General features: G+C 48.4%; 21 protein-coding genes. 6 read left to right on the plus strand and 15 right to left on the minus strand.

What is annotated here, in order from left to right:
* Nucleotides 1-44: 44 nt before the first annotated feature.
* On the minus strand, nt 45-1,223 hold the full coding sequence (gene manA, locus MPHASIOC01_RS05600; protein WP_353614138.1) for a mannose-6-phosphate isomerase: 1,179 nt from the start codon (nt 1,221-1,223) through the stop codon (nt 45-47).
* A gap of 300 nt (nt 1,224-1,523) precedes the next feature.
* Between manA and fumA the strand changes: the two genes are divergently transcribed.
* Nucleotides 1,524-3,173: a class I fumarate hydratase FumA gene (fumA, locus tag MPHASIOC01_RS05605; RefSeq protein ID WP_353614139.1), complete on the plus strand. Its 1,650-nt coding sequence runs from the start codon at nt 1,524-1,526 to the stop codon at nt 3,171-3,173.
* Nucleotides 3,174-3,344: 171 nt separating this feature from the next.
* The gene (gene fumC, locus MPHASIOC01_RS05610; protein WP_064593361.1) at nt 3,345-4,742 is read left to right on the plus strand and encodes a class II fumarate hydratase; all 1,398 of its coding nucleotides are present in this window, start codon (nt 3,345-3,347) and stop codon (nt 4,740-4,742) included.
* Between the two features lie 20 nt (nt 4,743-4,762).
* Here fumC and tus read toward each other — a convergent pair whose 3' ends face one another.
* From tus to ydgH, 6 genes are all read right to left on the minus strand, one after another.
* Entirely contained in the window at nt 4,763-5,695 is a 933-nt protein-coding gene (gene tus / locus MPHASIOC01_RS05615; protein ID WP_353614140.1) for a DNA replication terminus site-binding protein, read from the minus strand.
* 117 nt (nt 5,696-5,812) lie between these two features.
* Nucleotides 5,813-7,093 carry a two-component system sensor histidine kinase RstB gene (rstB, locus tag MPHASIOC01_RS05620; protein WP_064593365.1) on the minus strand — a complete coding sequence of 427 codons (1,281 nt, stop codon included), beginning with the start codon at nt 7,091-7,093 and terminating at the stop codon, nt 5,813-5,815.
* Nucleotides 7,094-7,479: 386 nt separating this feature from the next.
* The gene (rstA, locus tag MPHASIOC01_RS05625; protein WP_353614141.1) at nt 7,480-8,214 is read right to left on the minus strand and encodes a two-component system response regulator RstA; all 735 of its coding nucleotides are present in this window, start codon (nt 8,212-8,214) and stop codon (nt 7,480-7,482) included.
* 41 nt (nt 8,215-8,255) lie between these two features.
* Nucleotides 8,256-8,975: a dihydromonapterin reductase gene (gene folM, locus MPHASIOC01_RS05630; RefSeq protein WP_064593369.1), complete on the minus strand. Its 720-nt coding sequence runs from the start codon at nt 8,973-8,975 to the stop codon at nt 8,256-8,258.
* A gap of 34 nt (nt 8,976-9,009) precedes the next feature.
* Entirely contained in the window at nt 9,010-10,392 is a 1,383-nt protein-coding gene (locus MPHASIOC01_RS05635; RefSeq protein ID WP_353614142.1) for an amino acid permease, read from the minus strand.
* 273 nt (nt 10,393-10,665) lie between these two features.
* The gene (ydgH, locus tag MPHASIOC01_RS05640; protein ID WP_064593371.1) at nt 10,666-11,610 is read right to left on the minus strand and encodes a DUF1471 family protein YdgH; all 945 of its coding nucleotides are present in this window, start codon (nt 11,608-11,610) and stop codon (nt 10,666-10,668) included.
* A gap of 536 nt (nt 11,611-12,146) precedes the next feature.
* On the opposite strand from ydgH, the gene pntA reads away from it, so the two are divergent.
* Nucleotides 12,147-13,682 carry a Re/Si-specific NAD(P)(+) transhydrogenase subunit alpha gene (pntA, locus tag MPHASIOC01_RS05645; protein WP_353614900.1) on the plus strand — a complete coding sequence of 512 codons (1,536 nt, stop codon included), beginning with the start codon at nt 12,147-12,149 and terminating at the stop codon, nt 13,680-13,682.
* 10 nt (nt 13,683-13,692) lie between these two features.
* Complete coding sequence (pntB, locus tag MPHASIOC01_RS05650) at nt 13,693-15,078, plus strand: Re/Si-specific NAD(P)(+) transhydrogenase subunit beta (RefSeq protein WP_353614143.1); 1,386 nt, start codon at nt 13,693-13,695, stop codon at nt 15,076-15,078.
* A 131-nt stretch (nt 15,079-15,209) separates the two neighbouring features.
* Here pntB and uspE read toward each other — a convergent pair whose 3' ends face one another.
* Nucleotides 15,210-16,163: a universal stress protein UspE gene (uspE, locus tag MPHASIOC01_RS05655; protein ID WP_064593379.1), complete on the minus strand. Its 954-nt coding sequence runs from the start codon at nt 16,161-16,163 to the stop codon at nt 15,210-15,212.
* Between the two features lie 136 nt (nt 16,164-16,299).
* Complete coding sequence (gene fnr, locus MPHASIOC01_RS05660; RefSeq protein ID WP_156518990.1) at nt 16,300-17,052, minus strand: fumarate/nitrate reduction transcriptional regulator Fnr; 753 nt, start codon at nt 17,050-17,052, stop codon at nt 16,300-16,302.
* Between the two features lie 1,224 nt (nt 17,053-18,276).
* Between fnr and smrA the strand changes: the two genes are divergently transcribed.
* Together smrA and MPHASIOC01_RS05670 are read left to right on the plus strand one after the other, a co-directional pair.
* Nucleotides 18,277-18,840, plus strand: coding sequence for a DNA endonuclease SmrA (gene smrA, locus MPHASIOC01_RS05665; RefSeq protein ID WP_353614144.1), 564 nt, complete (start codon nt 18,277-18,279; stop codon nt 18,838-18,840).
* Nucleotides 18,841-18,874: 34 nt separating this feature from the next.
* The gene (locus MPHASIOC01_RS05670; RefSeq protein WP_064593390.1) at nt 18,875-19,687 is read left to right on the plus strand and encodes a Cof-type HAD-IIB family hydrolase; all 813 of its coding nucleotides are present in this window, start codon (nt 18,875-18,877) and stop codon (nt 19,685-19,687) included.
* A gap of 35 nt (nt 19,688-19,722) precedes the next feature.
* Here the strand turns inward: MPHASIOC01_RS05670 and MPHASIOC01_RS05675 are convergent, their stop codons facing one another.
* The 6 genes from MPHASIOC01_RS05675 to MPHASIOC01_RS05700 form a co-directional block, all read right to left on the minus strand.
* Nucleotides 19,723-20,121: an ASCH domain-containing protein gene (locus MPHASIOC01_RS05675; protein WP_064593395.1), complete on the minus strand. Its 399-nt coding sequence runs from the start codon at nt 20,119-20,121 to the stop codon at nt 19,723-19,725.
* Between the two features lie 64 nt (nt 20,122-20,185).
* Nucleotides 20,186-21,004, minus strand: a complete 819-nt coding sequence (locus MPHASIOC01_RS05680) for a serine protease (RefSeq protein ID WP_064593400.1) — start codon at nt 21,002-21,004, stop codon at nt 20,186-20,188.
* A 228-nt stretch (nt 21,005-21,232) separates the two neighbouring features.
* The gene (gene asr / locus MPHASIOC01_RS05685) at nt 21,233-21,592 is read right to left on the minus strand and encodes an acid resistance repetitive basic protein Asr (RefSeq protein ID WP_064593405.1); all 360 of its coding nucleotides are present in this window, start codon (nt 21,590-21,592) and stop codon (nt 21,233-21,235) included.
* 329 nt (nt 21,593-21,921) lie between these two features.
* On the minus strand, nt 21,922-22,257 hold the full coding sequence (asr, locus tag MPHASIOC01_RS05690) for an acid resistance repetitive basic protein Asr (RefSeq protein WP_353614145.1): 336 nt from the start codon (nt 22,255-22,257) through the stop codon (nt 21,922-21,924).
* A gap of 156 nt (nt 22,258-22,413) precedes the next feature.
* Nucleotides 22,414-23,244 (minus strand): ModD protein, encoded by an 831-nt coding sequence (modD, locus tag MPHASIOC01_RS05695; protein ID WP_064595405.1) that lies wholly within the window; start codon nt 23,242-23,244, stop codon nt 22,414-22,416.
* 194 nt (nt 23,245-23,438) lie between these two features.
* Complete coding sequence (locus MPHASIOC01_RS05700) at nt 23,439-24,917, minus strand: carboxypeptidase M32 (protein ID WP_353614146.1); 1,479 nt, start codon at nt 24,915-24,917, stop codon at nt 23,439-23,441.
* Between the last annotated feature and the right edge of the window lie 115 nt (nt 24,918-25,032).

Consider the following 25,032-nt stretch of genomic DNA (forward strand, 5'->3'; position numbering starts at 1 on the left):
GCAATCTACGAAGCTTATCAATCCTGAAGTAAAAAATCAGTACCTTAGTTAAGTTTGTTATATACGCGTGCCAGTCGCCCGCTGCCCGTTACCTCAACATTCGGCTCATTGGCAGGGATAAACGCGGATTCACCTGGTTTCAACACCAGAGATTCATCACCCAATTGCAGGCGGGCTTCACCTTCCACACAAAAGACAATTGCAGCGCTGTTTTGCGTTAAAACCTGGGGTTGCATAGCCAGGTTATGCAGTGAAAACGCAAAATCATCCACCGGGATAGGGAATACCAGTGTGTCTGCTTCCCGCACTGGCTGAGTCAGCAGTGAATCGGCAGCGCGAGGCGCGAATTTTACATTGGCCACCAGTTCAGGAATATCAATGTATTTTGGTGTCAGCCCGGCGCGCAGTACGTTGTCTGAGTTCGCCATCACTTCCAGTGCCACGCCATCGAGGTAGGCATGAGGGGTTTCGGCGAACAGGAACATTGCTTCACCCGGCGCCAGTTCCACCACGTTGAGCAGTAACGGCGAAAATAACCCGCTGTCATCCGGATAGATGGTGGCAATTTTGCGAATCGTATCCCAGGGTTGCCCTGTTTTCCCTTCAAGGACGGCATTAAGGCGGGCAAGGGCGTGCTGTTTTTCCTGTTGTGCCATACTTAACAGGGCGGCAAACAGCGTTTGCATATGGTGGGTATCAGGGCTTGACAAAAATGCCGCGATTGCCGGGTGTGCATCTGCCAAAGGTGTGAGCAGCGCAGCGCTGTCGCTGAATTCACGGAAGGCATTCATGGCAAGAAATGGCGTCAGTGCAAACACCAATTCCGGTTTGTGATTAGGATCTTTGTAGTTACGTTCCGGGGCACTCAGCGGTATACCCGCCGCGTTCTCACGGGCGAAACCGGCTTCAGAAGCCTGTTTATTCGGGTGCACCTGAATTGAAAGGGGCTGGGCGGCGCAGAGTACTTTGAACAAATATGGCAGTTCACCAAAACGTTGTGAGACAGCTTTGCCCAGGAGGGCATCTGGTTGTTGGGCAATAACGTCACGCAGTGCAATTTTTTCACCCTGACGCGTTTCGATAAATGAACTGCTTTTAGGGTGTGCCCCCATCCATAACTCCGCCATCGGCTGCTGCTCCGGGTTGGCGATACCATACAATTCGGTTAATGCTGTTTTACTTCCCCATGCATAGTTTTGCACTGAATTGATGAGTTTTTGCATAATCAGGCCCTGTAATAAAAATAGATTACCACAGCATCAGATAACCCGCCGACATGCAACTTGTGCCCTGTAAAGCCACGAGGTGACGGAAAACGAGTGTGCTAATCAATTGAGGTAGAATAACTTCCCGCTATTAAAGCAGTTTCTGCCGGGCAGGGTAACTGTGCAGACAAAAAGTCGTATTAATCTCAGTTTTTGTTAAAAAAATGTGTACACTTGAGCGGTGACTTTGTGGTTGCCGCGCAGAGATGGCGCGCTGTGCTGGAATGCAATACAACGGATTTAGCGAGTGAGATAACAATGTCAACCAAACCCTTCTACTACCAGAATCCTTTTCCTGTAGCAAAAGACGATACCGAATACTATCTGTTAACCAAAGACTATGTCTCTGTCAGTGAATTTGACGGCGAAAGCGTCCTGAAAGTGGACCCCAAAGCCCTGACCCTGCTGGCTCAGCATGCATTCCGCGATGCCGCGTTCCTGTTGCGCCCGTCGCACCAGAAACAGGTGGCGGCCATTCTCAGCGACCCACAGGCCAGTGAAAACGACAAATATGTGGCGCTGCAGTTCCTGCGTAACTCGGAAATTGCCGCCCGTGGCGTGCTGCCCACCTGCCAGGATACCGGTACCGCCATCATTATGGGGAAAAAAGGCCAGCGCGTCTGGACCGGCGGCGGCGATGAAGCGGCCCTGGCGCAGGGGGTGTACAACACCTATACCGAAGAGAACCTGCGTTATTCCCAGAACGCTCCGCTGGATATGTACAAAGAAGTCAACACCGGCACCAACCTGCCGGCCCAGATTGACCTCTACAGCGTGGATGGCGACGAATACAAATTCCTGTGTATCGCCAAAGGCGGCGGTTCAGCCAACAAAACCTATCTGTACCAGGAAACCAAGGCGCTTATCACGCCTGCCAGACTGAAGAACTACCTGGTGGAGAAAATGCGGACTCTGGGTACGGCGGCCTGCCCGCCATACCATATCGCTTTTGTGATTGGTGGTACGTCGGCTGAAAGCACCCTGAAAACCGTGAAACTGGCGTCCACCCGTTATTACGACGGTCTGCCCACAGAAGGCAACGAGCACGGCCAGGCATTCCGCGATGTACAACTGGAACAGGCGCTGATGACCGAAGCGCAGAACCTGGGCCTTGGCGCACAGTTCGGCGGGAAATACTTTGCCCATGATATCCGGGTTATCCGCCTGCCGCGCCACGGAGCATCCTGCCCGGTTGGTATGGGCGTGTCCTGCTCCGCAGACCGTAATGTGAAAGCGAAAATCAACCGCGAAGGCATCTGGATTGAGAAGCTGGAAGATAACCCCGGTCAGTACATTCCGGCAGCGCTGCGCGGCGAAAATGAAGGCGAAGTGGTGAAAGTGGACCTGAACCGCCCGATGAGCGAAATCCTGCAACAGCTGTCGCAGTTCCCGGTGTCCACCCGGCTTTCCCTGAACGGCACCATTATTGTCGGGCGCGACATTGCCCATGCCAGACTGAAAGAGTTGCTGGACAGCGGTGAAGAACTGCCACAGTACATTAAGGACCACCCGATTTATTACGCCGGCCCGGCCAAAACACCGGAAGGGTATGCCTCCGGCTCTCTGGGCCCAACCACAGCCGGGCGCATGGACTCCTATGTGGATTTACTGCAGTCCCACGGTGGCAGCATGATTATGCTGGCGAAAGGCAACCGCAGCCAGCAGGTGACGGATGCCTGTAAGAAACACGGTGGCTTCTACCTGGGCAGCATTGGTGGCCCGGCGGCGGTGCTGGCGCAACAGAGTATCAAGAGCCTGGAGTGTGTGGCTTACCCGGAACTGGGTATGGAAGCTATCTGGAAAATCGAGGTGGAAGATTTCCCGGCGTTTATCCTGGTGGACGACAAAGGTAACGATTTCTTCCAGCAAATCTCTGGGCGATGCGATAACTGCGCAATAACGAAGTAATCCTGCCGACAGACTGCGCTATGCAGTCTGTCATTTTGTTCTGATATTCATGCTATAAGTGACACTGTCACATTTTATTTCCCAATCTGTGCTCATCCTGTTCTTTATAACGCTACACAGGTATGAATTGACTATCTTTTTAGAGAAGACTTTTTTCATGCGGGAGGAAATATGGCTGAAAGCAGGATGGAACATGATTCAATGGGCGATATCGCCGTAGATGCGCAACGCTTATGGGGCGCGCAAACCCAACGTTCATTGATGCACTTTCGGATATCAACAGAAAAAATGCCTGGCGTATTGATTCACGCGCTGGCATTAACCAAACGAGCGGCGGCCACCGTCAACATGGATTTGGGTATTCTGGATAAGGTAAAAGGCCACGCCATTATCGCCGCAGCGGATGAGGTGCTCACAGGGAAGCACCAGGCTGAGTTCCCGTTAGCCATCTGGCAGACTGGTTCGGGTACGCAAACCAATATGAACATGAATGAAGTGCTGGCTAACCGGGCCAGCGAATTATTGGGCGGCGAAAGGGGGAATAACAGGCTAATTCATCCGAATGATGATGTGAATAAAAGCCAAAGCTCTAACGATGTATTCCCCGGTGCGATGCATGTGGCGGCGGTACTGGCGATACAACGTGATTTATTGCCTGCACTCGCCCGGCTTAAAGAGTGCCTCGAAGAAAAATCTGCAGCTTATATGGCGGTTGTGAAAATCGGGCGCACACACTTGCAGGACGCCACACCACTGACACTGGGCCAGGAAATAAGCGGCTGGTACAGTATGCTGGCAGATCAACAAGCTTACATCGAAGCAACATTACCGCAATTATATCCTCTGGCGTTAGGGGGAACAGCTGTGGGAACCGGGCTGAATTGCCCCCCTGGTTATGCATCCGGTGTTGCTGCTGTTCTGGCTCAATTAACTGGAGTGCCTTTTGAAAGCGCCACCAATAAATTTGCAGCGCTGGCAACTTGTGACCCGCTGGTGCGTACTCATGGCGCGCTGAAAGCTCTGGCGGCTTCATTAATGAAAATTGCCAATGATGTTCGCTGGCTCGCTTCTGGTCCACGTTGTGGTATTGGTGAAATCACCATTCCGGAAAATGAACCCGGCAGTTCAATTATGCCTGGCAAAGTGAACCCGACACAGTGTGAAGCACTGACCATGTTGTGCTGCCAGGTTATGGGCAATGATGTTGCGGTGGGAATGGGCGGTGCTTCAGGGAACTTTGAACTGAATGTCTACCGGCCAATGATCATCCACAATTTTTTGCAGTCCGTTCGTTTGCTGGCAGATGGCATGACAAGCTTCACTGAGCATTGTGCCAGTGGCATTGAACCCAACCAGGCGCGCATTACTCAGCAATTGAATGCTTCTTTGATGCTGGTGACGGCGTTAAATACTCACATTGGGTATGACAAAGCATCAATGATCGCCAAAAAAGCCCACCATGAGGGCACCACACTCAAAGAAGCGGCTCTGGCAAGCGGTTATTTGACAGAGGCAGAGTTCGATGAGTGGGTTCGCCCGGAAGCAATGACCGGCCTGGCTTCGGGCTGACTTGACTGGTGCTGGTAAGGTTAACATCCGTCATCCATCAGCCACAGATGCAGTCGCGGGATCAGTAGCCTCCCTTGCTGTGCAGAGGGTTTATGCCGCCAGGTGATACTGGCGGCTTCATAGTTCAGCAGTTCGCCAATGTCTGGTACCGCAGTGTGTTCCTGGCACAGAACGACTAAAGGTGAAGAGCAGGCGAGCTGTTGTTGCCTGCGTTGCCCGGCATACCATACACGGGCAATGGGTTGTACTTTTACCGGGCGGCGGATCTTGAGCCTGACCCGCTCGGGTAATGAGGCTACATCCTGATACTCTCGCGAAACATGGGCATACCATTGTTCCTGCGTCCAGGGTGGGACTGCGCGCTTTGCCTTCAGGCTCTTTTCCAGCATCGCCAGTACTTCATCACGGGTGAGATTTTTAATAATTTGCTTATTTGCCCAGCCAAAATTAATCGAGGAAGGGTTTTCTGGTCGTATAATCTGGCGCCAGGCGTTCAGGGTTATCAGGCCTGGCAGGTGTTGGTGCACCCACTCAAAACGGGCCGTTGGTGGCAAATTAACAGTTTGAGTAATAAGGGTTTTTAGTACCTGCTTATGCTGATTAATATCGTCAATCAGTGAGTTGAGTTCACTGTGTTGGTGATGATTAACAGCAACGCACAACGCACCAGGCAGACGCACAGCGGCTTTGCTGCTCTGCTTTGCTGACTGTTGTTGGATAAAAAAGTGGCGGAAATGGTGCAGGGCACGGGTGCGGGCCGCATGGCCGACAAGTGCAGTTACGCTGATTTCGTCAATGTCATCCTGTTCTGTACCTTTCAGCCGTTCTGGCAGAGCAAAAGTGCGTGCAGCAAGTAGCCGGCATTCTGCCAGAATCCCGGTAAGCCGTGCTGTCTGATGTTCAATATGGCTGAATGTTTTTTTGAGAGCCTGAGTACAATCCTGGTGTGCCATGTCAGTACCTGCCTGTGGCTAATCTAGTATATTATTTTAGTTACAACATACTCATAGTGTGGCACAAACTCCCGTCATTAGCCAATGTGCCCGGTCTGGCCGGATAGGGAATAAGTATCAAAGACGTTGTAAAGGCCAGCTAAAGCTCAGACGGGCACCACCCAGCGGACTCTTCTGTGCACTGACTTCACCGTTCATCGCCACCGCAATAGAATATACAATAGCCAGTCCCAACCCACATCCACCTGTGGCTCTGTCCCTGCTCGGGTCAAGGCGAACAAACGGTTCAAATACCCGTATACGTTCTGCTTCAGGTATCCCCGGGCCATCGTCATCCACAGATAATGTAGCCCGTTCACCGGAAACAACCAGCGCGACATGGAGCTGTTTTTCACTGTAGCGCAGGGCATTATTCACCAGGTTATCAAGCACACGTTCCATAAGACGCAGGTCAACCTGGCAAGTAAGTGCCTGTTGGGGAATATCCAAATCCAGTTCGCGCTCAGGGTGAATAAAGCGCACATCATCAATGCGCTCTTCAAGCCAGAGTGGCAAATCAATTTCTGTCAGGTTCAGTACTGTTTGCGGCCGGTCCAGCCGGGCATACGTCAGTAGCTCTTCAATCAACCCCTCTAACTGGCTGACATCCCGGTTTAACGCCTGGGATTCTTCTTCTGACAGCCGGTCACTCATTTCCAGCCGGTAACGTAAGCGAACCAGCGGAGTGCGTAATTCATGGGCGATACCATCTAACAGCTGCTTCTTACTGGAAATCAGCGTATTGACGTTATCGGCCATTTGATTGAACGCAACCCCCAGCCTTTCAAAGCTGGAGCCATTGTCAAAATGAATGCGCTCGTCAAGGTGCCCATCACCAAAACGCTGGGCGGCTGATTCAAGTTTCAGCATATCTTTCCAGTGTGGGCGCATCCAGATAAACACAGGAACGGCCAGAGATATGGCAATAAACGCCATGAGCGCGACATCCAGCAATCGCATTTGATGGAGGAAAAACAGATAAGGAACCGGACCAACCACCAGTGCGTAATGGCTGCGGGGAATACGTTGTAAAAAAGTATATTCCTGGTCCAGCGCAACAATGTCGCCTTCTTTCAGACGTTGCTCTGTGGCAGAGTCCAGATGGAAGTTGCTCAACGGTTCAATATGTAACTTGAAAGATAAATTGAAATCCAAATCGCTGAGTGTCTTATTCCAGTCTCGCGGGGGGATCTCGCGCAATTCGCTGCGCATCAGGTAAAGCGAACTCTTCATCAGGTCGTCAAGGGACTGGCGTCCGGCACGTTCTGCCGTGAATTTATAGACCAGTCCAACCAGCATTGCCATTAGCAGAAAGCAGACAAACAGCAGTAAATAGAACTGAATAAAAAGTTTCTTCATAGTCCACCGTAAGGTACGCACATAGAACAAGCCGCAACGACTGACACAAAAGGCTCAGAAATAGCGATGCAAAGTATACTCTGAAATGCGTTTTCGGCGACGAAATACCTGCGGAATGGTGCTAATGGTAATCCCGCGTCAGATGACAGGCAGGAGAATAATGTATACAAAACTATCTGGTTGGACCATAAAAAAAAGAGAAATTTTCGTTAAGGAAACTTCACGGCCTGCCGATAACCTCAATACGCAGGGGTGCAGCACTATCAGCCACTCTTCACACCGAAGGTGTTGATAGTGATTCACCTCATGTTGATAACCATAGCGTAGTGATACTTCTCAGGGCCGTGTTGATGTCGCCGGCCCTCTTTTTTTTCTGTAAACCGGGCTTAGTGCGAGGTTTCCCACGCGTGGGGAGCAAATAAGTAGCCTTTATTGCGAATGGTTTTAATACGATAAGGTTCTGTTGCACTGTCGTGTAGTTTTTTGCGTAAACGGGAAATCGCAACATCAACACTGCGATCCAAACCATCGTAACTCACACCCCGCAAGTTTTTCAGTAACATGTCTCTGTCCATGATTTGCCCGGCGTGGCTGGCAAGTTCCCATAACAGTTCAAAATCTGCCGTTGACAGCAAAATAGTCTCTTTACCCAGAGTGACCTGGCGGTTAAGAGGATCAATACAGAATGTACCAAAATGAATGGCCTGCTGTTGACGGGGGGCAGAGGCAGAAGCTGTCTGTGTTGTACTTTGCCGGGTTCCTGCATTCTGGCGTAAATGCAGACGTAACCGGGCCAGTAGCACCGCAGGAGGGGTCGTTTTTAGAATATAATCGCTGGCTCCCATTTCAAGTGACAAAATATGGTTCATATCACTATCAAGTGAGGTAAGTAAAACTATCGGGCCTTCCCATTTGGGGCGCAGGTCGCGGCACAATGACATCCCGTCTTTGCCTGGCAGCATTATATCCAGAAGAACCAGGTCCGGGTTTTCCCGGGCGATAACCATTTCAGCCTGATCTCCACGGGTTTCAATAATGACATCTATGTCGTGCTTGCCTAACCAGGCGGCAATTAATGATCCAACTTCCGGATCATCTTCAACGAAAACGATTTTAGTCATAATAGGTGGTGTTAGTTGTCCTGCTGAATGTACGAATATGCTTAGCGCAAATGCCGCCCGCCATCAACCGCGAAAGTGCGTCCTGTAGCATACTGACTACTCAGTAAGTAATCTACCAGATGGATGATTTCCTGTTCTCCTGGTGCAATTCTCATTAATGATTTGTCCAGTGCATTTTGGCGATAGCTGGCATTATCTTCAGGATTAAACATAATAAGGGACGGAGCAATAGCATTGACTTTAATACGCGGCGCTAATTTTCGTGCGAATGAGCGGGTTAAATTATCCAGCGCAGCTTTACTTGCCGCATAAGCAATATGTTTATCGCTGCCACGCTCAACTACATAATCAGTGAAATGTACAATATCGCCGCTGGCGGTTTCGCTGCTCCCGACAATACTGGCAAGAGTTTGGTTCAGTAGATAGGGGGCGCGGACATGAATTTGCAGCATGGCCGTCATGACATCAGCATCGCTGCTTGCACCACCTTCCGCAATCCACTGGCTGGCATTATGAATAATAGCGCGTAACCCCGCAGGATTCTGTTCTCTAATCTGACGGGCAAAATTCAACACACCTTCATCGGTGGAGAAATCAGCGGCAATACAGCAAACCCCGGCCTGTTCCAGCTCACCGATTACCGGGTAGTGGGTACGATAACTGATAATAACCGGTTGCCCACATGTAACAAAATGCTGTGCAAGTGCCAGGCCAATACGGCGTGCACCGCCTGTTATCACTATGGGTTGAGCCTGGCTCATTACGCTACCTTTTCATTATGGTTATGTTATGCAGTCAGTTTACCAGCATCCATGTCGCAGGGAAGGCCGCTAACAGAATCAAACTGATGCCAGCTTTTTCCAGCCACCGGAGTTGGGCATTATCCTGATGTGTCCGGCGGGCATAGAGAAATACAATTATGCCGGGTGCGTACAATACCACGGACAGCAATAAATGCATTAGGCCGGAAGCATACAATAACCAAATACCGTATACGCAGGCGCCATAACCAATAATTCGGTGTGCTGGTGACCGCGCCATTTTGACCAGAAACGCACCAACCAATAAATAAGGCACCAGAATCATTTCGGAGGCAATGTTCAACAGTGCGTTGTAATCCGCACCAGTCAGCCAGATAAGCACCAGGCAAGCCTGAACGCTGAGATTGGTTAACCATAATGAAGCTGCTGGCGCATTGTTTCTGTTTTGATGCGTGAAAATACGTGGAAATGCTTTATGGGTGGCTGCCAGTAAAGGGATCTCTGCTGCCATAATAGTCCAGCTCAGATATGCCCCGCATACCGAGACAATCAGACCTGCGGCAATAATCACTTCACCCCACGACCCCATCATTTCGACCATAATGCCCGCCATTGATGGATTCCGCATGGCTGCCAACTCCGGGCGGCTGACAACGCCCAGGGAGAGCAATGTAACGAATAAATAAACCACTAATGCCGCAATGACGGCCAGGATGGTGGCACGGCCAACATCCTTTTTGTGGCGGGCACGGGCAGAAACCACCACAGCACCTTCCACACCAATAAACACCCACAGAGTGATGAGCATGGTGTTTTTGACCTGCTCCCATACCGGCACACCCAGTGCGATACCAGTAAAGTCGAACTCAAAACGTGAAAACTCAAAGGCGAGGGCAGCCAGAACAATAAATAAACCCAGGGGTAATAATTTAGCCAGTGTGGCGACCAGGTTAATGCCTGCCGCAGTCTGAACTCCACGCAGAACCAGTGCGTGAACAATCCATAACAGGCAGGACGCACCAGCAATTGCCTGCCAGGTGTTACCATCGCCAAACAGGGTATGACTTGGGCTGTCAGTGAAAAAACTCAGTGCGGAGAAGACAATAACCAGGTAGGAGACATTGGCAATCACGGCACACAGCCAGTATCCCCAGGCTGAACAGAAGCCAATCAGCTCGCCAAAACCTTCTCGCGCATAGGTAAATATACCGCCATCCAGGTCCGGGCGAAGACGTGTCAGCAGCAACATCGCGCCAGCCAGAAGCAGGATCCCTATTCCGGTTATCGTCCAGCCAATCAGTAACGCTGAAGGGCTGGCTACGGCCGCCATATTTTGCGGCAGGCTAAATACACCGGCACCGAGCATGGAGCTTAAGACCAGCGCTGTCAGGGCCGCAAGGCCAAGTTTTTTTTCCATTAACAACCTGTCAGTAAATGCATCAATCAGAATAATTATTTCGTTAAGACGCATAAAAATGGTGAATTTTACTAAGGCGCGGGATTTTACGGGCTGTGAAAACTGCATGCAATGACTTAAACCAGAAAAAACGCTGAATGACAAAAAAACAAGCAGAATTGAGATATGCAAAGCAGAATGGCGCAGGAATGATTAGTAGGTGCCCAAAAGAAAAAAGTAGCCGGAAAACCGGCTACTTTCATGGTGGAAAATTTGTAGCAAGACAACAGTTATTTATTTGTACAGGTCTGCACTGATCGTCATATTGCCACCACGCTCCTGCCACTGGCGGGTAATGTGGTAGTATTTTGCACCTGCTTTTGCAGCGCGTTTGGCAACATTGTAAGAAACATCAGTCATGCTGGAATAGTGCCCGGTGAATCTGATGCTGTCGAACGGCGCCATCTGAGCTGCGGTGATTTTATTCAACTCTTGAATCTTCGTTCCATCTGGCAGTGTGACAGTGTAACGGCCACCTTCAGAGGACTGCGTTTCGAAGAACCGACCAACATCACTGCTCAGCATCCCAGAAGAGGCCACTCCCGGAATTTCAACTTTCTTCGCGGCTGCACCACCTTCGGCAAGCAGTTTGCGGCCTGTCTCAGAGTCTGCCGGAATGGCATTCGGGCTCTGCAGTATACGTTTCTTCGCATCCGCCTTATAGATAAAAGCAGTGATCATCTGGTTGCCGCCCTGGTTAGTATCCATTTGGCGAACAATATAAAAAGATGCGGCACCTTTTTCTTTGGCGGCTTTCGCAATGGCGGCGTTCACGTCAGGTTGTGAGCGGTAGAACCCCTGAACAGTCACTGTGTCGAACGGCTCAAGTGCGATAGCCTGATCTTTAGGCAATTCCATCACACCTTCGATGACACGATTTTTGGGTTTGTCTGCTTCCCTGGCATCGGCATGGTAGATATCCGCAGTAACACGAGAGTTACCACTGTTACCATAATCGTGTGAGTCAACAATATAAAATGATGCTGCACCCATGCTGTCCGCTTTTTTGGACACGGCGGCAACTGCATCGCTAATGGAGTTAAAATGGCCGGTCAGAACAATACGGTCATAGGGTTTTAATGCAGCTGCTTTTTCTGGCGTCAGTTCAGTTGCGGCATGAGCCGATACTGCCACCACAGAAAAGAGCGTGGACGCCAGCAGGGTGTACTTAAAATTCATAGTTAATCCTTCGCCTTGCGCATAAAAAGTACTGATTACAGCATTATAATACTGTTGAGTATTGACCGATTATTGCATTGAAAAGCCTTACTGTCTTCGCCAATTTTGCCGGTAAATGCGTTTCCTCTCACGCGAAGCAATATTATTAAGCGATATCTGGTAAAAACGGTCACTTTATCAGTATATTCGTTAATACTTACCACTTTTATAAGTTAAAGTAATGTTAATTATTGCTAATACGTCAAAAATTGGATCGTGTTTTAACTGGCTTTTGTGGCTGAATATCTCACTTTTTTTTAAAATATAAGTAAAAAATATCACCTGGATGTGCACCTGACTACACTTTCACTGTTCAGATGAGAAATGTAAGACCTGGGATATAGATCACAGGCGTTATTTTCAGTAGGTTATAGAAACATTGTTACAACAGGATTTTCTTGCAGATTAAAAAGTCGTCAGTGGGTTAATGTGCCTGTTGTGCGTCTTTTTTCTCATTTTCATTAAAACCATCACGAGAATCGATGGAAGGGAAAACTATGCGTATTGGTGTACCTCTAGAACGCCTCAACGGCGAAACCCGGGTTGCCGCAACGCCGAAAACGGTGGAACAACTGCGTAAACTGGGGTTCGATGTTGTCATTGAACATGACGCCGGAAAACTTGCCAGCTTTGATGATGACGCTTACGTCCAGGCCGGTGCGGAAATTGTAAATACGGCACAAGCCTGGCAATCTGACGTAATTTTTAAAGTCAATGCACCTGAACAAGGCGAAATTACGCAAATGCGCGATGGCGCAACGCTGGTTAGTTTTATCTGGCCTGCTCAGAATCCTGACTTAATGGCCATGCTCAGCGCGCGCAATATCAATGTAATGGCGATGGATGCTGTGCCACGTATTTCTCGTGCTCAGGCGCTGGATGCATTGAGCTCGATGGCTAATATCGCTGGTTACCGTGCGATTGTTGAAGCTGCACATGAATTTGGTCGCTTCTTTACCGGGCAAATTACCGCTGCCGGGAAAGTGCCGCCTGCAAAAGTCATGATTATAGGTGCGGGTGTGGCAGGTTTAGCCGCGATTGGTGCCGCCAACAGCCTTGGGGCAATAGTTCGTGCCTTTGATACCCGGCCTGAAGTGAAAGAACAAGTGCAAAGTATGGGCGCTGAGTTCCTTGAGCTTGATTTCGAAGAAGAAGCTGGCAGTGGTGATGGTTACGCAAAAGTTATGTCAGAAGCTTTTATCAAAGCGGAGATGGCGTTGTTTGCCGCCCAGGCTAAAGAAGTCGACATCATTGTTACTACAGCGCTGATTCCGGGCAAGCCTGCGCCAAAACTCATTACCCGTGAAATGGTAGACAGCATGCAACCGGGAAGTGTCGTGGTTGACCTTGCTGCACAAAATGGCGGTAACTGTGAATACACCGTACCCGGCGAAGTTTTTGTCACGCCGAATGGTGTCAAAATCATCGGTTATACCGATTTACCGGGCCGTCTACCAACACAATCATCTCAGTTGTACGGCACTAACCTTGTCAACCTGATGAAGCTGCTGTGTAAAGAAAAAGATGGCATCGTCACCATTGATTTTGATGATGTTGTGGTTCGTGGGGTAACCGTTGTGCGCGAAGGAGAAGTTACCTGGCCGGCTCCCCCTATTCAGGTTTCAGCACAACCGCAGGCACAGGCAGCACAACCGAAAACCGTTGCGCCAGCAGCACCCGAGAAAGCCTCATCACCATGGCGGAAATATGCGCTACTCGCACTGGTGATAATCCTCTTCGGTTGGTTATCTACAGTGGCACCGAAAGAATTCCTTGGTCACTTTACGGTATTCGCTCTGGCGTGCGTTGTGGGGTATTACGTGGTCTGGAATGTGAGCCACGCGTTACATACTCCCCTGATGTCGGTCACCAATGCCATTTCCGGGATTATTGTGGTGGGCGCTCTACTGCAAATAGGCCATGGCGGCTGGGTCAGTTTTCTCAGCTTCATCGCGGTATTAATTGCCAGTATTAACATCTTCGGTGGTTTCACCGTGACTCAGCGTATGCTGAAAATGTTTCGTAAAAATTAAGGGGTAACAAATGTCTGGAGGATTAGTTACTGCTGCATACATTGTTGCCGCGATCCTGTTTATTTTCAGTCTTGCCGGGCTTTCCCGCCATGAAACTTCAAAACAGGGCAACGTGTTTGGTATTGCAGGGATGGCTATTGCACTGGTCGCAACCATTTTGGGGCCGGACACCAGCAATGTCGTATGGATACTGGTTGCTATGGTGATTGGTGGTGGGGTGGGTATCCATCTCGCCCGTAAAGTTGAAATGACTGAAATGCCTGAACTGGTGGCAATTCTGCACAGCTTCGTCGGCCTCGCCGCTGTGCTGGTCGGTTTCAACAGTTACCTTGACCATGCTCCTGGTATGGAAGCCGTAATGGAAAACATTCACTTAACGGAAGTTTTCCTGGGGATCTTTATTGGTGCGGTGACGTTTACCGGGTCTGTGGTGGCGTTTGGCAAACTGCGCGGTAAAATCTCATCAAAACCATTGATGCTGCCTCACCGGCATAAACTGAACCTGGCTGCTTTGGTGGTGTCATTCCTGTTACTTATCATGTTTGTGCGCACTGGCAGCGCGGGTACTCAGGTCTTTGCATTACTGGTCATGACCGTTATTGCCCTGGCATTCGGCTGGCATCTGGTCGCCTCCATTGGTGGGGCAGATATGCCTGTTGTGGTTTCCATGCTGAACTCCTACTCTGGTTGGGCAGCCGCAGCCGCAGGCTTTATGTTAAGTAACGACTTGCTGATTGTTACCGGTGCACTGGTTGGTTCATCAGGGGCAATTCTGTCGTACATCATGTGTAAGGCTATGAACCGGTCGTTTATCAGTGTTATTGCTGGTGGCTTTGGTACTGATGGTGCCTCTGGTGGTGAAGAAGTTACGGGTGAGCATCGCGAAATTAGTGTGGAAGAAACCGCTGAAATGCTGAAAAATTCCACTTCGGTGATTATCACTCCGGGCTATGGTATGGCTGTTGCTCAGGCTCAGTATCCAGTTGCGGAAATCACCGAGAAACTGCGTGCACGCGGTGTAAAAGTACGTTTCGGTATTCACCCGGTTGCCGGGCGCTTACCTGGGCATATGAACGTTCTGCTGGCTGAAGCCAAAGTTCCTTATGACATCGTACTGGAGATGGATGAGATCAATGATGATTTCGCCGACACCGATACCGTACTGGTTATCGGTGCTAACGACACCGTTAACCCGGCCGCTCAGGATGATCCGAAAAGCCCTATCGCGGGTATGCCAGTATTGGAAGTGTGGAAAGCGCAAAACGTAGTGGTATTCAAACGCTCAATGAATACCGGTTATGCTGGGGTACAAAACCCACTGTTCTTTAAAGAGAATACTCAAATGCTGTTTGGTGATGCCAAAGCCAGCGTGGATGCCATTCTTAAATTGCTGTAACTCTGAACAGTAGCTAACCACAACCCCGGACGCCATCATCAGGCAACCGGGGTTTTTTGTTTTTACGCATTAAGCTGGCAATAAAAAACCCGGCATTGGCAGCCGGGTTATTGATTAAACAAACTCTGTGTTTATGAGGCCTCAACACTATCTTCTGGCAATACGGGTGACTGGTAGTTATCGGGCTTTAATGCCAGCAGGTCGCAACGCAGGTGGTCAATAACTTGCTCCGCTGTATTCCCTAAAAATGCGGCCGAAAGCCCGGTACGCCCCACAGTTCCTAACACCACAATTCCTGCCTCAAGGTGAGTGGCTAAATCCGGGATGACTTCTTCCGGTAAGCCTTTTTCTACGTGAGTCAGGTTTTCTGGTATACCATATTGTTGGCGCAACGCTTTCATTGCCAGCAAGTGTTGCCCACGGATGGCATCATTGTAAATGCTGGGGTCGAAGTCGGGTAACTCTATAGCGATATTAATCGGTGTTGAAGGGTAAGCGCTGACCAGATGAACTTCGGTATGGTCGACTTGTTCAGCCAGGCTTATGGTTTCTCGAATCAGTTTCTCATTGAGTGCGCTGTGATAAGGCTCTTCACTGGACAGATTTACTGCAACCAGTGCTTTGCCACCAACGGGCCATTCCTGATCTTTTACCATCCATACAGGGCAAGGGCATTTACGTAATAAGTGCCAGTCTGTTGGTGTGAAAATTACGGACTCAAGTTTGTCATGCTGGTGGGTCATCTTCAGAACTAAATCATGACCACATGCCAGCACTTCCTGGATAATGGCTTCATAAGGACGGTTATGCCAGACCACTTTAATATCAATAGGAATGCCAGCTTCAAGATAATATTGTGCCTGTTCCCGGATCCATGCAGTCCGTTGGGCAATCACCCCTTTACGCATTGCTGTCCGCTCATCCGGAGACAACAATGTAGTCATTTCATAAGAAAAGTCATAGATCGGTAAGAACGCTTTAATGGTACCGCCAATCCGTTGATGCAGGTACACCGCACGCCGTAATGCAGGTTGTTCATCCTGATTTGGGTCGATAGCTACCAACATGTTATGAAACTTTGCCATACAAGGGTCTCCTTACAACAAACTGTAATTACAGCTTAAATTAAGAGTAACCTATAAGCAGGGAATGAAACAGAGGGAAAAAGCCTGCCGGATCAATAAATCAGTAAAATTTAACAATCCGGCAGTTCAGGAAGGATTACGCAACGCTTTTTGACTGTCCGGCCAGCACAGCCAGCTCGTCATTGTTTTCAATAGTAATATATTTGCCTTTAACTGCCAGCATGCCACTTTTCTGAAAGCGGCCTAATAAGCGGCTTATTGTTTCAACGGTCAAGCCCAGATAGTTACCTATATCACCACGAGTCATTGTCAGACGGAACTCACGCGGTGAAAAACCACGTTGGGCAAAACGGCGTGACAAGTTATAGATAAAAGCGGCAAGGCGTTCTTCAGCATTTTTCTTGGAAAGAAGCAGGATCATATCCTGGTCGCCTTTGATCTCTCCACTCATTAGACGCATCATTTGCTGACGAAGATTGGGCATTTTACCGGACAAGTCGTCCAGCGTTTCAAACGGAATCTCACAGACCATGGACGTTTCCAGAGCCTGAGCAAAGCTTGGATGGTGCCCGGCGCCAATCGCATCAAAACCCACCAGGTCACCTGCTAAATGGAAACCGGTAATCTGCTCATCACCTTGTTCTGTGATAGTGTAGCTTTTGATTGTTCCTGAACGAATAGCATAGAGAGATTTTAGCTCATCACCCGCTTTGAACAGTGTCTGGCCTTTCTGGATAGGCTTCTTACGCTCAATGATATTATCCAGTTGATCAAGCTCATGTTCGTTTAATGTGAACGGGATACACAACTGGCTGATACTACAATCCTGGCAGTGGATTGCACATCCGCCCGATTGTATGCGTCGTATAATTCGCTTTTCTGGGATCATAGGTTTGCTCAGGCCATAATTGATTTTAGTCAATTTTAACATCTTTTTGGCGGCAAGGTACAGTGTGACGAAACGTCCGGCAACTCGGAATGAAACAACCTGGCCAGAACAGGCCTGGCATCTTCTTGATATACCTGAAAGAGTTTTAGAACTTCTTGATATAGCAGATGTAAAAACGCACGAAATGTCACCTGTTGACTATAGAGAGGTTGCGAGTAAGAGCCATTTATCGCACTAATCGTGTGACCATTTGTCCGGTGCATCAGTATGCATTGCCTGGCTCAGTATTGTAAGCAGCAAAATAACGCGGTTGTCTCATAAAATACTTAACCTAAATTGTCAGTGTGGTGCTGATTGTAATTTCGATGCGGTTAAAAAATATACTTATATCGGGCCGGGAGGAATTTAACTTAGGTAAACATACAACATTGTATGTTAAATTTTGAACATCATTAATAGATGAAGACGTACAGTAATGCTATAAGGTAACGTGCTATTTATAGCAAAATACTGTAAGTGATAAATCTGGTAAAATATATTTTCATGAAAACCATTCTCATTAACTTAACCATATAATAACTTTTGGAGAACGATAAACAGGTAGTAAACTCTCCTGTACAATTAGCATTCATCAGTTTGTCAAATGTTACTTATTGATAATATGATATTTTTTTGCTTAAATGATATTTAAGTATTTAACTACCTGTTTAAAAAAAAGAGCCTGACGACATCAATCAGGCTCTCAATTTCACACAGCAAGCTAGTATCCATTTTGTATTTAACTGTGCTCCTTTATATGCACAGAATTAATTTTATAGCACAAACCTAAATTTTTCCTGTTGTATGCAGTGACTGATTTCACGAAATTTATCTAATGAACCATAAAAACCACTTAATTAATAAGGTTAAGTGCTTTCATGGGTAAGTAAATGCGATCTATTCCTTTCTTTTGAGTGAAAATAACCTTTATTTAAGTCTTGCTTAACTATTCAATGGAATAAAAGGCAGTCAAAGTCATACATACAGATTAATAAATGAGAAATGTAATCATTTTTATAGGATAAAACTTTATTGTGACAGTAAGCAGGTCATTGCTGGTTGCTACGCGCGTTACTCAACACAGGAGGCTTTCTGCATGTGACACGGTGGGCTAGCCTTGTCGCAAGCAGTGTGATTTAAGGTATAGTATAAGGCCGGAACGGGTCTGATGGTGGAGGATTGGTAATGAACCCTGACGACAAAGCCTTTTTTCTTGACGCCATGTCTGATGTCAAACCACTCAAATCAAACCAACATGCACATCTGCAACCTGCCAAAAAGCCCGGTTTTGATAAACGTGTGTACTACCAGGAAGATGAAAACTTCCTGACAACCGGCTTTCTTGATGTTATTCCGCTGAGTGAACCGTTGTATTTTCAACGAGAAGGTGTGCAGCGAGGCGTAGTTGAAAAGCTTCGTTGTGGGAAATACCAACAACAGGCGAGCCTTAATTTGTTGCGTATGCCAGTGGCAAAATGCCGTCAGCAAGTGTTTGAGTTCATTGTTCAGGCTGAGAGTGCCGGGCTGCGTAACTTATTAATTATTCATGGGAAAGGTAGAGAAGACCGGTCTCATGCTAATGTTATTCGTAGTTTTCTGGCGCGCTGGCTCACTGAGTTTGAGAGTGTACAGGCTTTTTGTCGTGCTGCAGATAATCAGGGGGGCAGTGGCGCTTGTTATGTTGCTTTGCGTAAATCGCAGGCGGCTAAAGAAGAGACTCGGGAACGGCATGCGAAACGAAGCCGTTAACTTTTTAACCTTTGGGTACGGATATTGAGGTGGTATGAACGTTAAGGTTATTGCAGTAGATATGGATGGCACCTTTCTCACTGATCAAAAAACATATGACAAAGAAAGATTTATGCTCCAATACCAGGCTATGGGTGAGCAGGGGATTCGCTTCGTCGTCGCCAGTGGTAACCAGTATTACCAGCTCATTTCTTTTTTCCCGGAAATCAAAGACAAAATCGCCTTTGTGGCTGAGAATGGTGCGCTTATTTATGACCAGGGCGAACAAGTCCATCATGGCGAACTGAGTAAAGATGATACCCGCAAAATTGCTGATGTCCTCGCGCAGTTTGATGGAATCAATTATGTGACGTGTGGGCTCAACAGTGCCTGGTACCAGCAGGGAGCCAGTGAGGCGTTTATCTCGCTGATGAAAAAACATTATCATCGCCTGCAGCCAGTGGAGGACGTTTACCAAATTGATGACACCATCTTCAAATATTCACTCAACCTGGATGATAAACATATCCCGGAGTTGGTAAATCAACTGAATCATGCCCTGGATGGTGTTATCCACCCAGTTACCAGTGGTTACGGTTTTGTTGACCTGATAATTCCCGGTTCCCATAAAGCCAGTGGATTGCGCCGGTTATTGAAGCGCTGGGGAGTATCACCAGAGTACCTGGTGGCGGTAGGCGACAGTGCCAATGATGTGGAAATGCTGCACTATGCGGGTTTTTCGTTTGCTATGGGCAATGCCGCACAAGCTGTAAAAGATACCGCTGAATATCAGACTGCATCAAACAACCAAAGTGGTGCCCTGGACGTGATTGACGCAGTGTTGCAACACCAACCGCCATTCAAATAATGCTGCCCTGGCGCACGAATTAGCGCGCCGGGCAGTTACAGGCGTTCTACCAGAATAAACTCTTCAAACATCAGCGCCATCTCCGGCGAGAAGGTACCTTCCCGGGTGAAAAAAGCTTCATGGCCAGAACGCCATGAAGTGAGCGTTTTATCGTCTTCACCTTCCAGTGCTGCCAACTCTTCGCTCACATCACAAAAACGCAGGTAGCGCAGTACGCGAGTCTGAATGACACAAACGGGTTGTTGTCGGCTGTTAACCACAATGAAATATTCCCCGGGGTGAACGGGTTCACTCAGCCAGGAAGAATACGAGCTACAGGTTGCTGTTTTTTCACCAGAAACAACCAACCCGGCAAGGGTATCCATTAACTCCGCAGTGTCGCCAAAACTGGTGATACGAGCACCAGGGTATTTGTCTGTCATGTTTTGCATCATAAGTGTGCCTTATCGTTTAGCAGAACGGTAATCCGCAACACGCAGTAATGAGGCGCGCGAAGGATTAATGTAGCCCGGCGGTCAGTTTCTTAATTGTTTCCCTGAACCCGGTAACTGCTATGGCCCGGTTATCTGCCCGGTAGCGATCTTTGGGTGCGGGAGCAGAACTTTGTACTCCAATGATATCCCATTGATTATCTCTTTTAAGGAGTATGGGGGAACCGCTGTCGCCTGGTAAGGTATCACATTGATGGGATAAAACAGAATGTTGTGCCCAGCCGGTAATTAAACAATCACTGTCAGTATAGAGCCGGTCAAGGTGATCAAGTGGATAACCAGACTGTGTCACTTTACGCCCTGTTTGTTTAAGCGCGTTAATCAGTGCCTGGCGGTCACCATCAAATAACGGCAATGGCGTGATCCCGGAAGGGGGATTGCGCAGAATAACAATACCGATATCATCGGCAGCTGCAGAAGGTGGTACTATCCAGCCATCGCCATCGGGCTTGAGTTTATGGCCCAGCGCGCTATCGACACGGCCTTCAATGTCGTGAATCTCATATCGCCAGACACCTTTGGAAGAGATAAAACGTAGTGCAACGGCTTTGTCACGCTTGCCATGAGGGGGCATCAGCAAACAGTGACCCGCCGTCAAAGCAATATTGTCAGCAATCAGTGTCGCGGTACATAAGTTTCCACTGGCAGTTTCTAATTGCCCAATTGCGGCCCAGGGCGCGTCCTGTGGGTTACTGACAGCAACCCGGTTATCTTTACCAAAAAATAACGTCTTAATTTCCTGAGGGCTGAGATCCTCATCATCTGCATGAACCCACGCAGGTAGCAGAAACAATATTCCCAGCAGAATAACAGGAGCTTTGCGCATAACACTCTCTAAAGGCGTCACGGTGGATGATTCAGTTCCAGTCAGATAACTATAACAGGCTATAAATAAGAAGGAATAAAATCAGCAAACTATCCTGTTAAATGACCAGATAATTAAGGTTAAGGAATGTGATGGTGTGTGGTTTGTTTTTCTGTGTGTCTTTGCCGTAAGAAAGATAAAAAAACACCCGGATAACCGGGTGTTTACCTGATAGTGCCGTACTATTAATTATGCAGCAGGCTTAGCAGCCGGTTTTGCGGCTTCATGTTTTTTCACCACTTTTTTGTGGTGTTTTTTGGCAGCCTGTGCTTTTTGAGCAGCCGGTTTAGCAGCTTCGTGTTTTTTAGCTACTTTCTTGTGGTGTTTTTTAGCAGCCTGAGCTTTTTGCTCAGTAGCAGCTTTTTTATGGGTTGCTTTTTTATGGGTTACTTTTTTGTGGTGAGTCGTTGCTTTATGTTGAGCAGTTGCTGCCGGTGCAGTAGCTGCAGCCGGAGTAGCAGCTGCAGGAGCAGCAGTAGTTTCAGCAGCGAAAGCAGCAGAAGACAGACCCATAGCAGCGGCAACAACCAGCGCCAGAACTTTATTCATTGCGAAATCCTCGAATTATTTCAGTGTTAAACCCCACTGCGGGGCCGTTGAAAGCACTATACGAGGGAAATAGCGGCGCTTCAGTATGTGAATGGTATCGGTATGTAACGATATGTACAAAATATAAATGATGTAATTTATTGATATTTAATGATTAAAAACAATAATACAGAGTGGTTAAAAAATATAAAGGCAAGCGGTAATGACTGCGCAGATAACCAGGCAGGTGAGGATGATTTCAAACCTGTAGCGGCTCAACATCCAGTACCTCCAAAAAACACCCGGTGTAAACCGGGTGTAAGTAGATAAAAATGGCAGGAATGCGGGAATCAGGCAGCTGGTTTTACAGCCGGTTTAGTGGCTTCGTGCTTTTTCACCACTTTCTTGTGGTGCTTTTGAGCAGCCTGCGCTTTCTGTGCAACCGGTGCAGCGGCTTCGTGTTTCTTCACCACTTTTTTGTGGTGTTTTTTGGCGGCCTGCGCTTTCTGTGCAGTAGCGGCTTTTTTATGTTTTTTGTGCGTAACTTTTTTGTGGGATGCCGTTGCAACAGGCGCTGCCGCAGTTGTGGCAGCAGGGGTTGCGGGTGCAGCTGTCGTTTCAGCAGCAAAAGCGGCAGAAGAAATACCCATAGCGGCAGCAACAACCAGTGCCAGAACTTTATTCATCTCAGTACCCTCAGTAACTTCAGTGACCCCGATAGTGGGGTGATAATTACTATAAGTACCCGAATGCCGGTTTTCCGTGAGTCAAAGGTATCGGTATGTAACGCTTTGTACATGTGTTGAATTTATGTATAAAATCAAGATGTTATTTTCATTCGTTTATTGGGCAATAAAATTAACCTGTACATCTTTGGGGCTGGCGTAGTAGGGCCATGACGTAACGATAAAATCGGCACCTGCTGCAACGAACTCGTGGATATTACCCGGATTAATACCCCCCGCTATTCCCAAACGGGTTGCCAGTCCTGCCTTCTCAATATGTGTTTTACACAGGCGAATATCAGACGGGCTGAATTTATCCAGTTGTAATATTTCGGCACCCGACTGCGCCCAGTGCATGGCATCTTCAATATCATGTACTTCTACAATTGCACGGTGCTCAGGCGCACGCTGTTTAAGCTGAAAAAGCGTCTTCCCGGAACAGGTATGAAAAAACTGCCGGTGTTCGGCAAACACCAGGATACTTTCTGATACGCCACACCGGTGCATTACGGCACCGCCAGCGTGTACCGCTTTTATGGAAAGGGCTTTCGTGCCGGGCACTTGTTTACGCGTACAGGCAACCGGAATGCCCTGAGCGCCATCCACCATTGCTCTGGCGGCGCTGGCTATCCCGCTGGCCCATTCCACTATAACCTGAGCGGATTTCCACACCGTAAGCAGCGTTTGAGCACGGCCGGATACACTGAGGATTGGGTCTCCCGGAGCCAGTTGTGAACCTGATGGTTGTAAAAAAACCAGTGAGGCACCTTTTAACTCGAACATGCGTGCGGCTTCTTCTGTGGCGCACAATGTCATGGGGAAGCGAGCCCGGAATTCAACGCGAGCAGACACTGTTGCCGGAATCAATAATGAAGTTGTCAGGTCACCCCATGGGGCATCGTCATGTAATAACTGCAGGATTGATTCGTCGCTGAGAACTCTGTCCATAAAAACCTCTCGTTTTGTATGGGAAATGTTCAGGGACATCATGACGCTCTTTCTGCGATGTGGCAATGGTAACAGCTGACCATTAAATGGTATTGAAAACCAGGAGTCTCGGTTTTTTGCTGCTCTGTGAGCTCCCAGAGCAGAGTAGCCAGTATCTGAAACCGGAGGTACTAAAAGCACCTCCGGTATGGTAGTTATAAATAACGCGTAATCAAGTGTTGGCGGAAATGGTCAGGGTTAAGTGACTCACCTGTCGCTTGTTTTACTAATTCATCTGTTGCCAACAGGCAACCTTTATTCCAAATGTTGTTATTCAGCCAGTCAAATACAGGTGTCAGATCACCTGTGCGGATAATCTCATCTATATCCATTTTCTGGCGGATTGTCGCCATAAACTGCGCTGCGTACATGGCACCTAATGTGTAGGTAGGAAAGTACCCAAAACTACCATCAGTCCAGTGAATATCCTGCATACAACCGTCACGGTAATTATTCTGAGTGGAAAGTCCCAGTGATGCCTGCATTTTCTCATTCCACAAACCAGGAATGTCACCGACCTCTATATTACCTTCCATCAACGCGCGTTCTATCTCATAGCGCAAAATAACATGTGCCGGGTACGTCACCTCATCGGCATCAACGCGAATCAACCCGGGCGTAACACGGTGGTTCCAGGCAATGAAATTGTCTTCCTCAAGTGCTGGTTGTTGAGGGAAATGCTGTAAAACCAGGGTGCGCAGCTGTTTTAAAAACAGAGGATGGCGGCCAACCTGCATTTCAAAAAACAGGCTTTGCGACTCATGGATACCCATAGAACGCGCTTCTGCTACCGGCTGCCCCCGCCATTCACACGGCAAATTTTGTTCATAACGCGCATGGCCGGTTTCGTGGATCACCCCAAACAGGGCACTAAACAGGTCATCTTCGCTGTACCTTGTGGTGATTCGTACATCATCCGGCACACCGCCACAGAACGGATGCGCACTGATGTCCAGCCGGCCAGCCTCAAAATCAAAGCCCAGCACTTTCATCACATCCAGGCCAGTTTCCCGTTGTAACGAAGTTGAAAACGGGCCTTGCGGGGGAACCAGAGGGAGACTGGCCTGGCGCGCCATAATTTCCTGAATCAAGTCTGGCAGCCAGGTTTTTACCGAGCCAAACAGTGTATCGAGTTTGGCACTGCTCATACCAGGTTCGTACAGATTGAGTAATGCATCGTAACGAGAAACACCGGTTGCCTCTGCGCGCAACGTAGCTTCTTCCCGGGCCAGACTGACCACTTCTTTTAACAGCGGCTCAAAACTGGCCCAGTCATTACTGGCCCGTAAGGTGCGCCAGGCGTGTTCGCAGCGGCTCCCGGCAAGTGACTGCGCTTCAACCAGGTTAGCGGGTAATACGGTAGCCAGTGCATATTGCCGGGTTATTTCATGCAGGTTAGCCTGCTCGCTGCTACTCAGGGGTAATGTTTGTGCTTCGGCAATCCAGTCACCTACAACCGGTTCGGTCAGTAACTGGTGGCGCAATACTCGAAGCTCTGCCAGAGCTTCACTACGGGCGGCTGCGCCTTTCGGTGGCATCATGGCCTGCATATCCCAGCCGGCAATAGCTCCGAGGTGTGCAAAGCGGGATAGTCGCTGGAAACGGTGAGTAAGTTGCTGGTATGCGTTGGGCATTCTCAGACCTTATGTTCAGATTAACGAATCAGATAACGCATCAATAACACAGATATTGTATGCAAGTGAATAAGGCTCTGCAGATGGCTGTAAAACGTTGACAGGAAAAATAGCC

The sequence above is a fragment of the Mangrovibacter phragmitis genome, assembly GCF_040429585.1.
Taxonomy (GTDB): domain Bacteria; phylum Pseudomonadota; class Gammaproteobacteria; order Enterobacterales; family Enterobacteriaceae; genus Mangrovibacter; species Mangrovibacter phragmitis.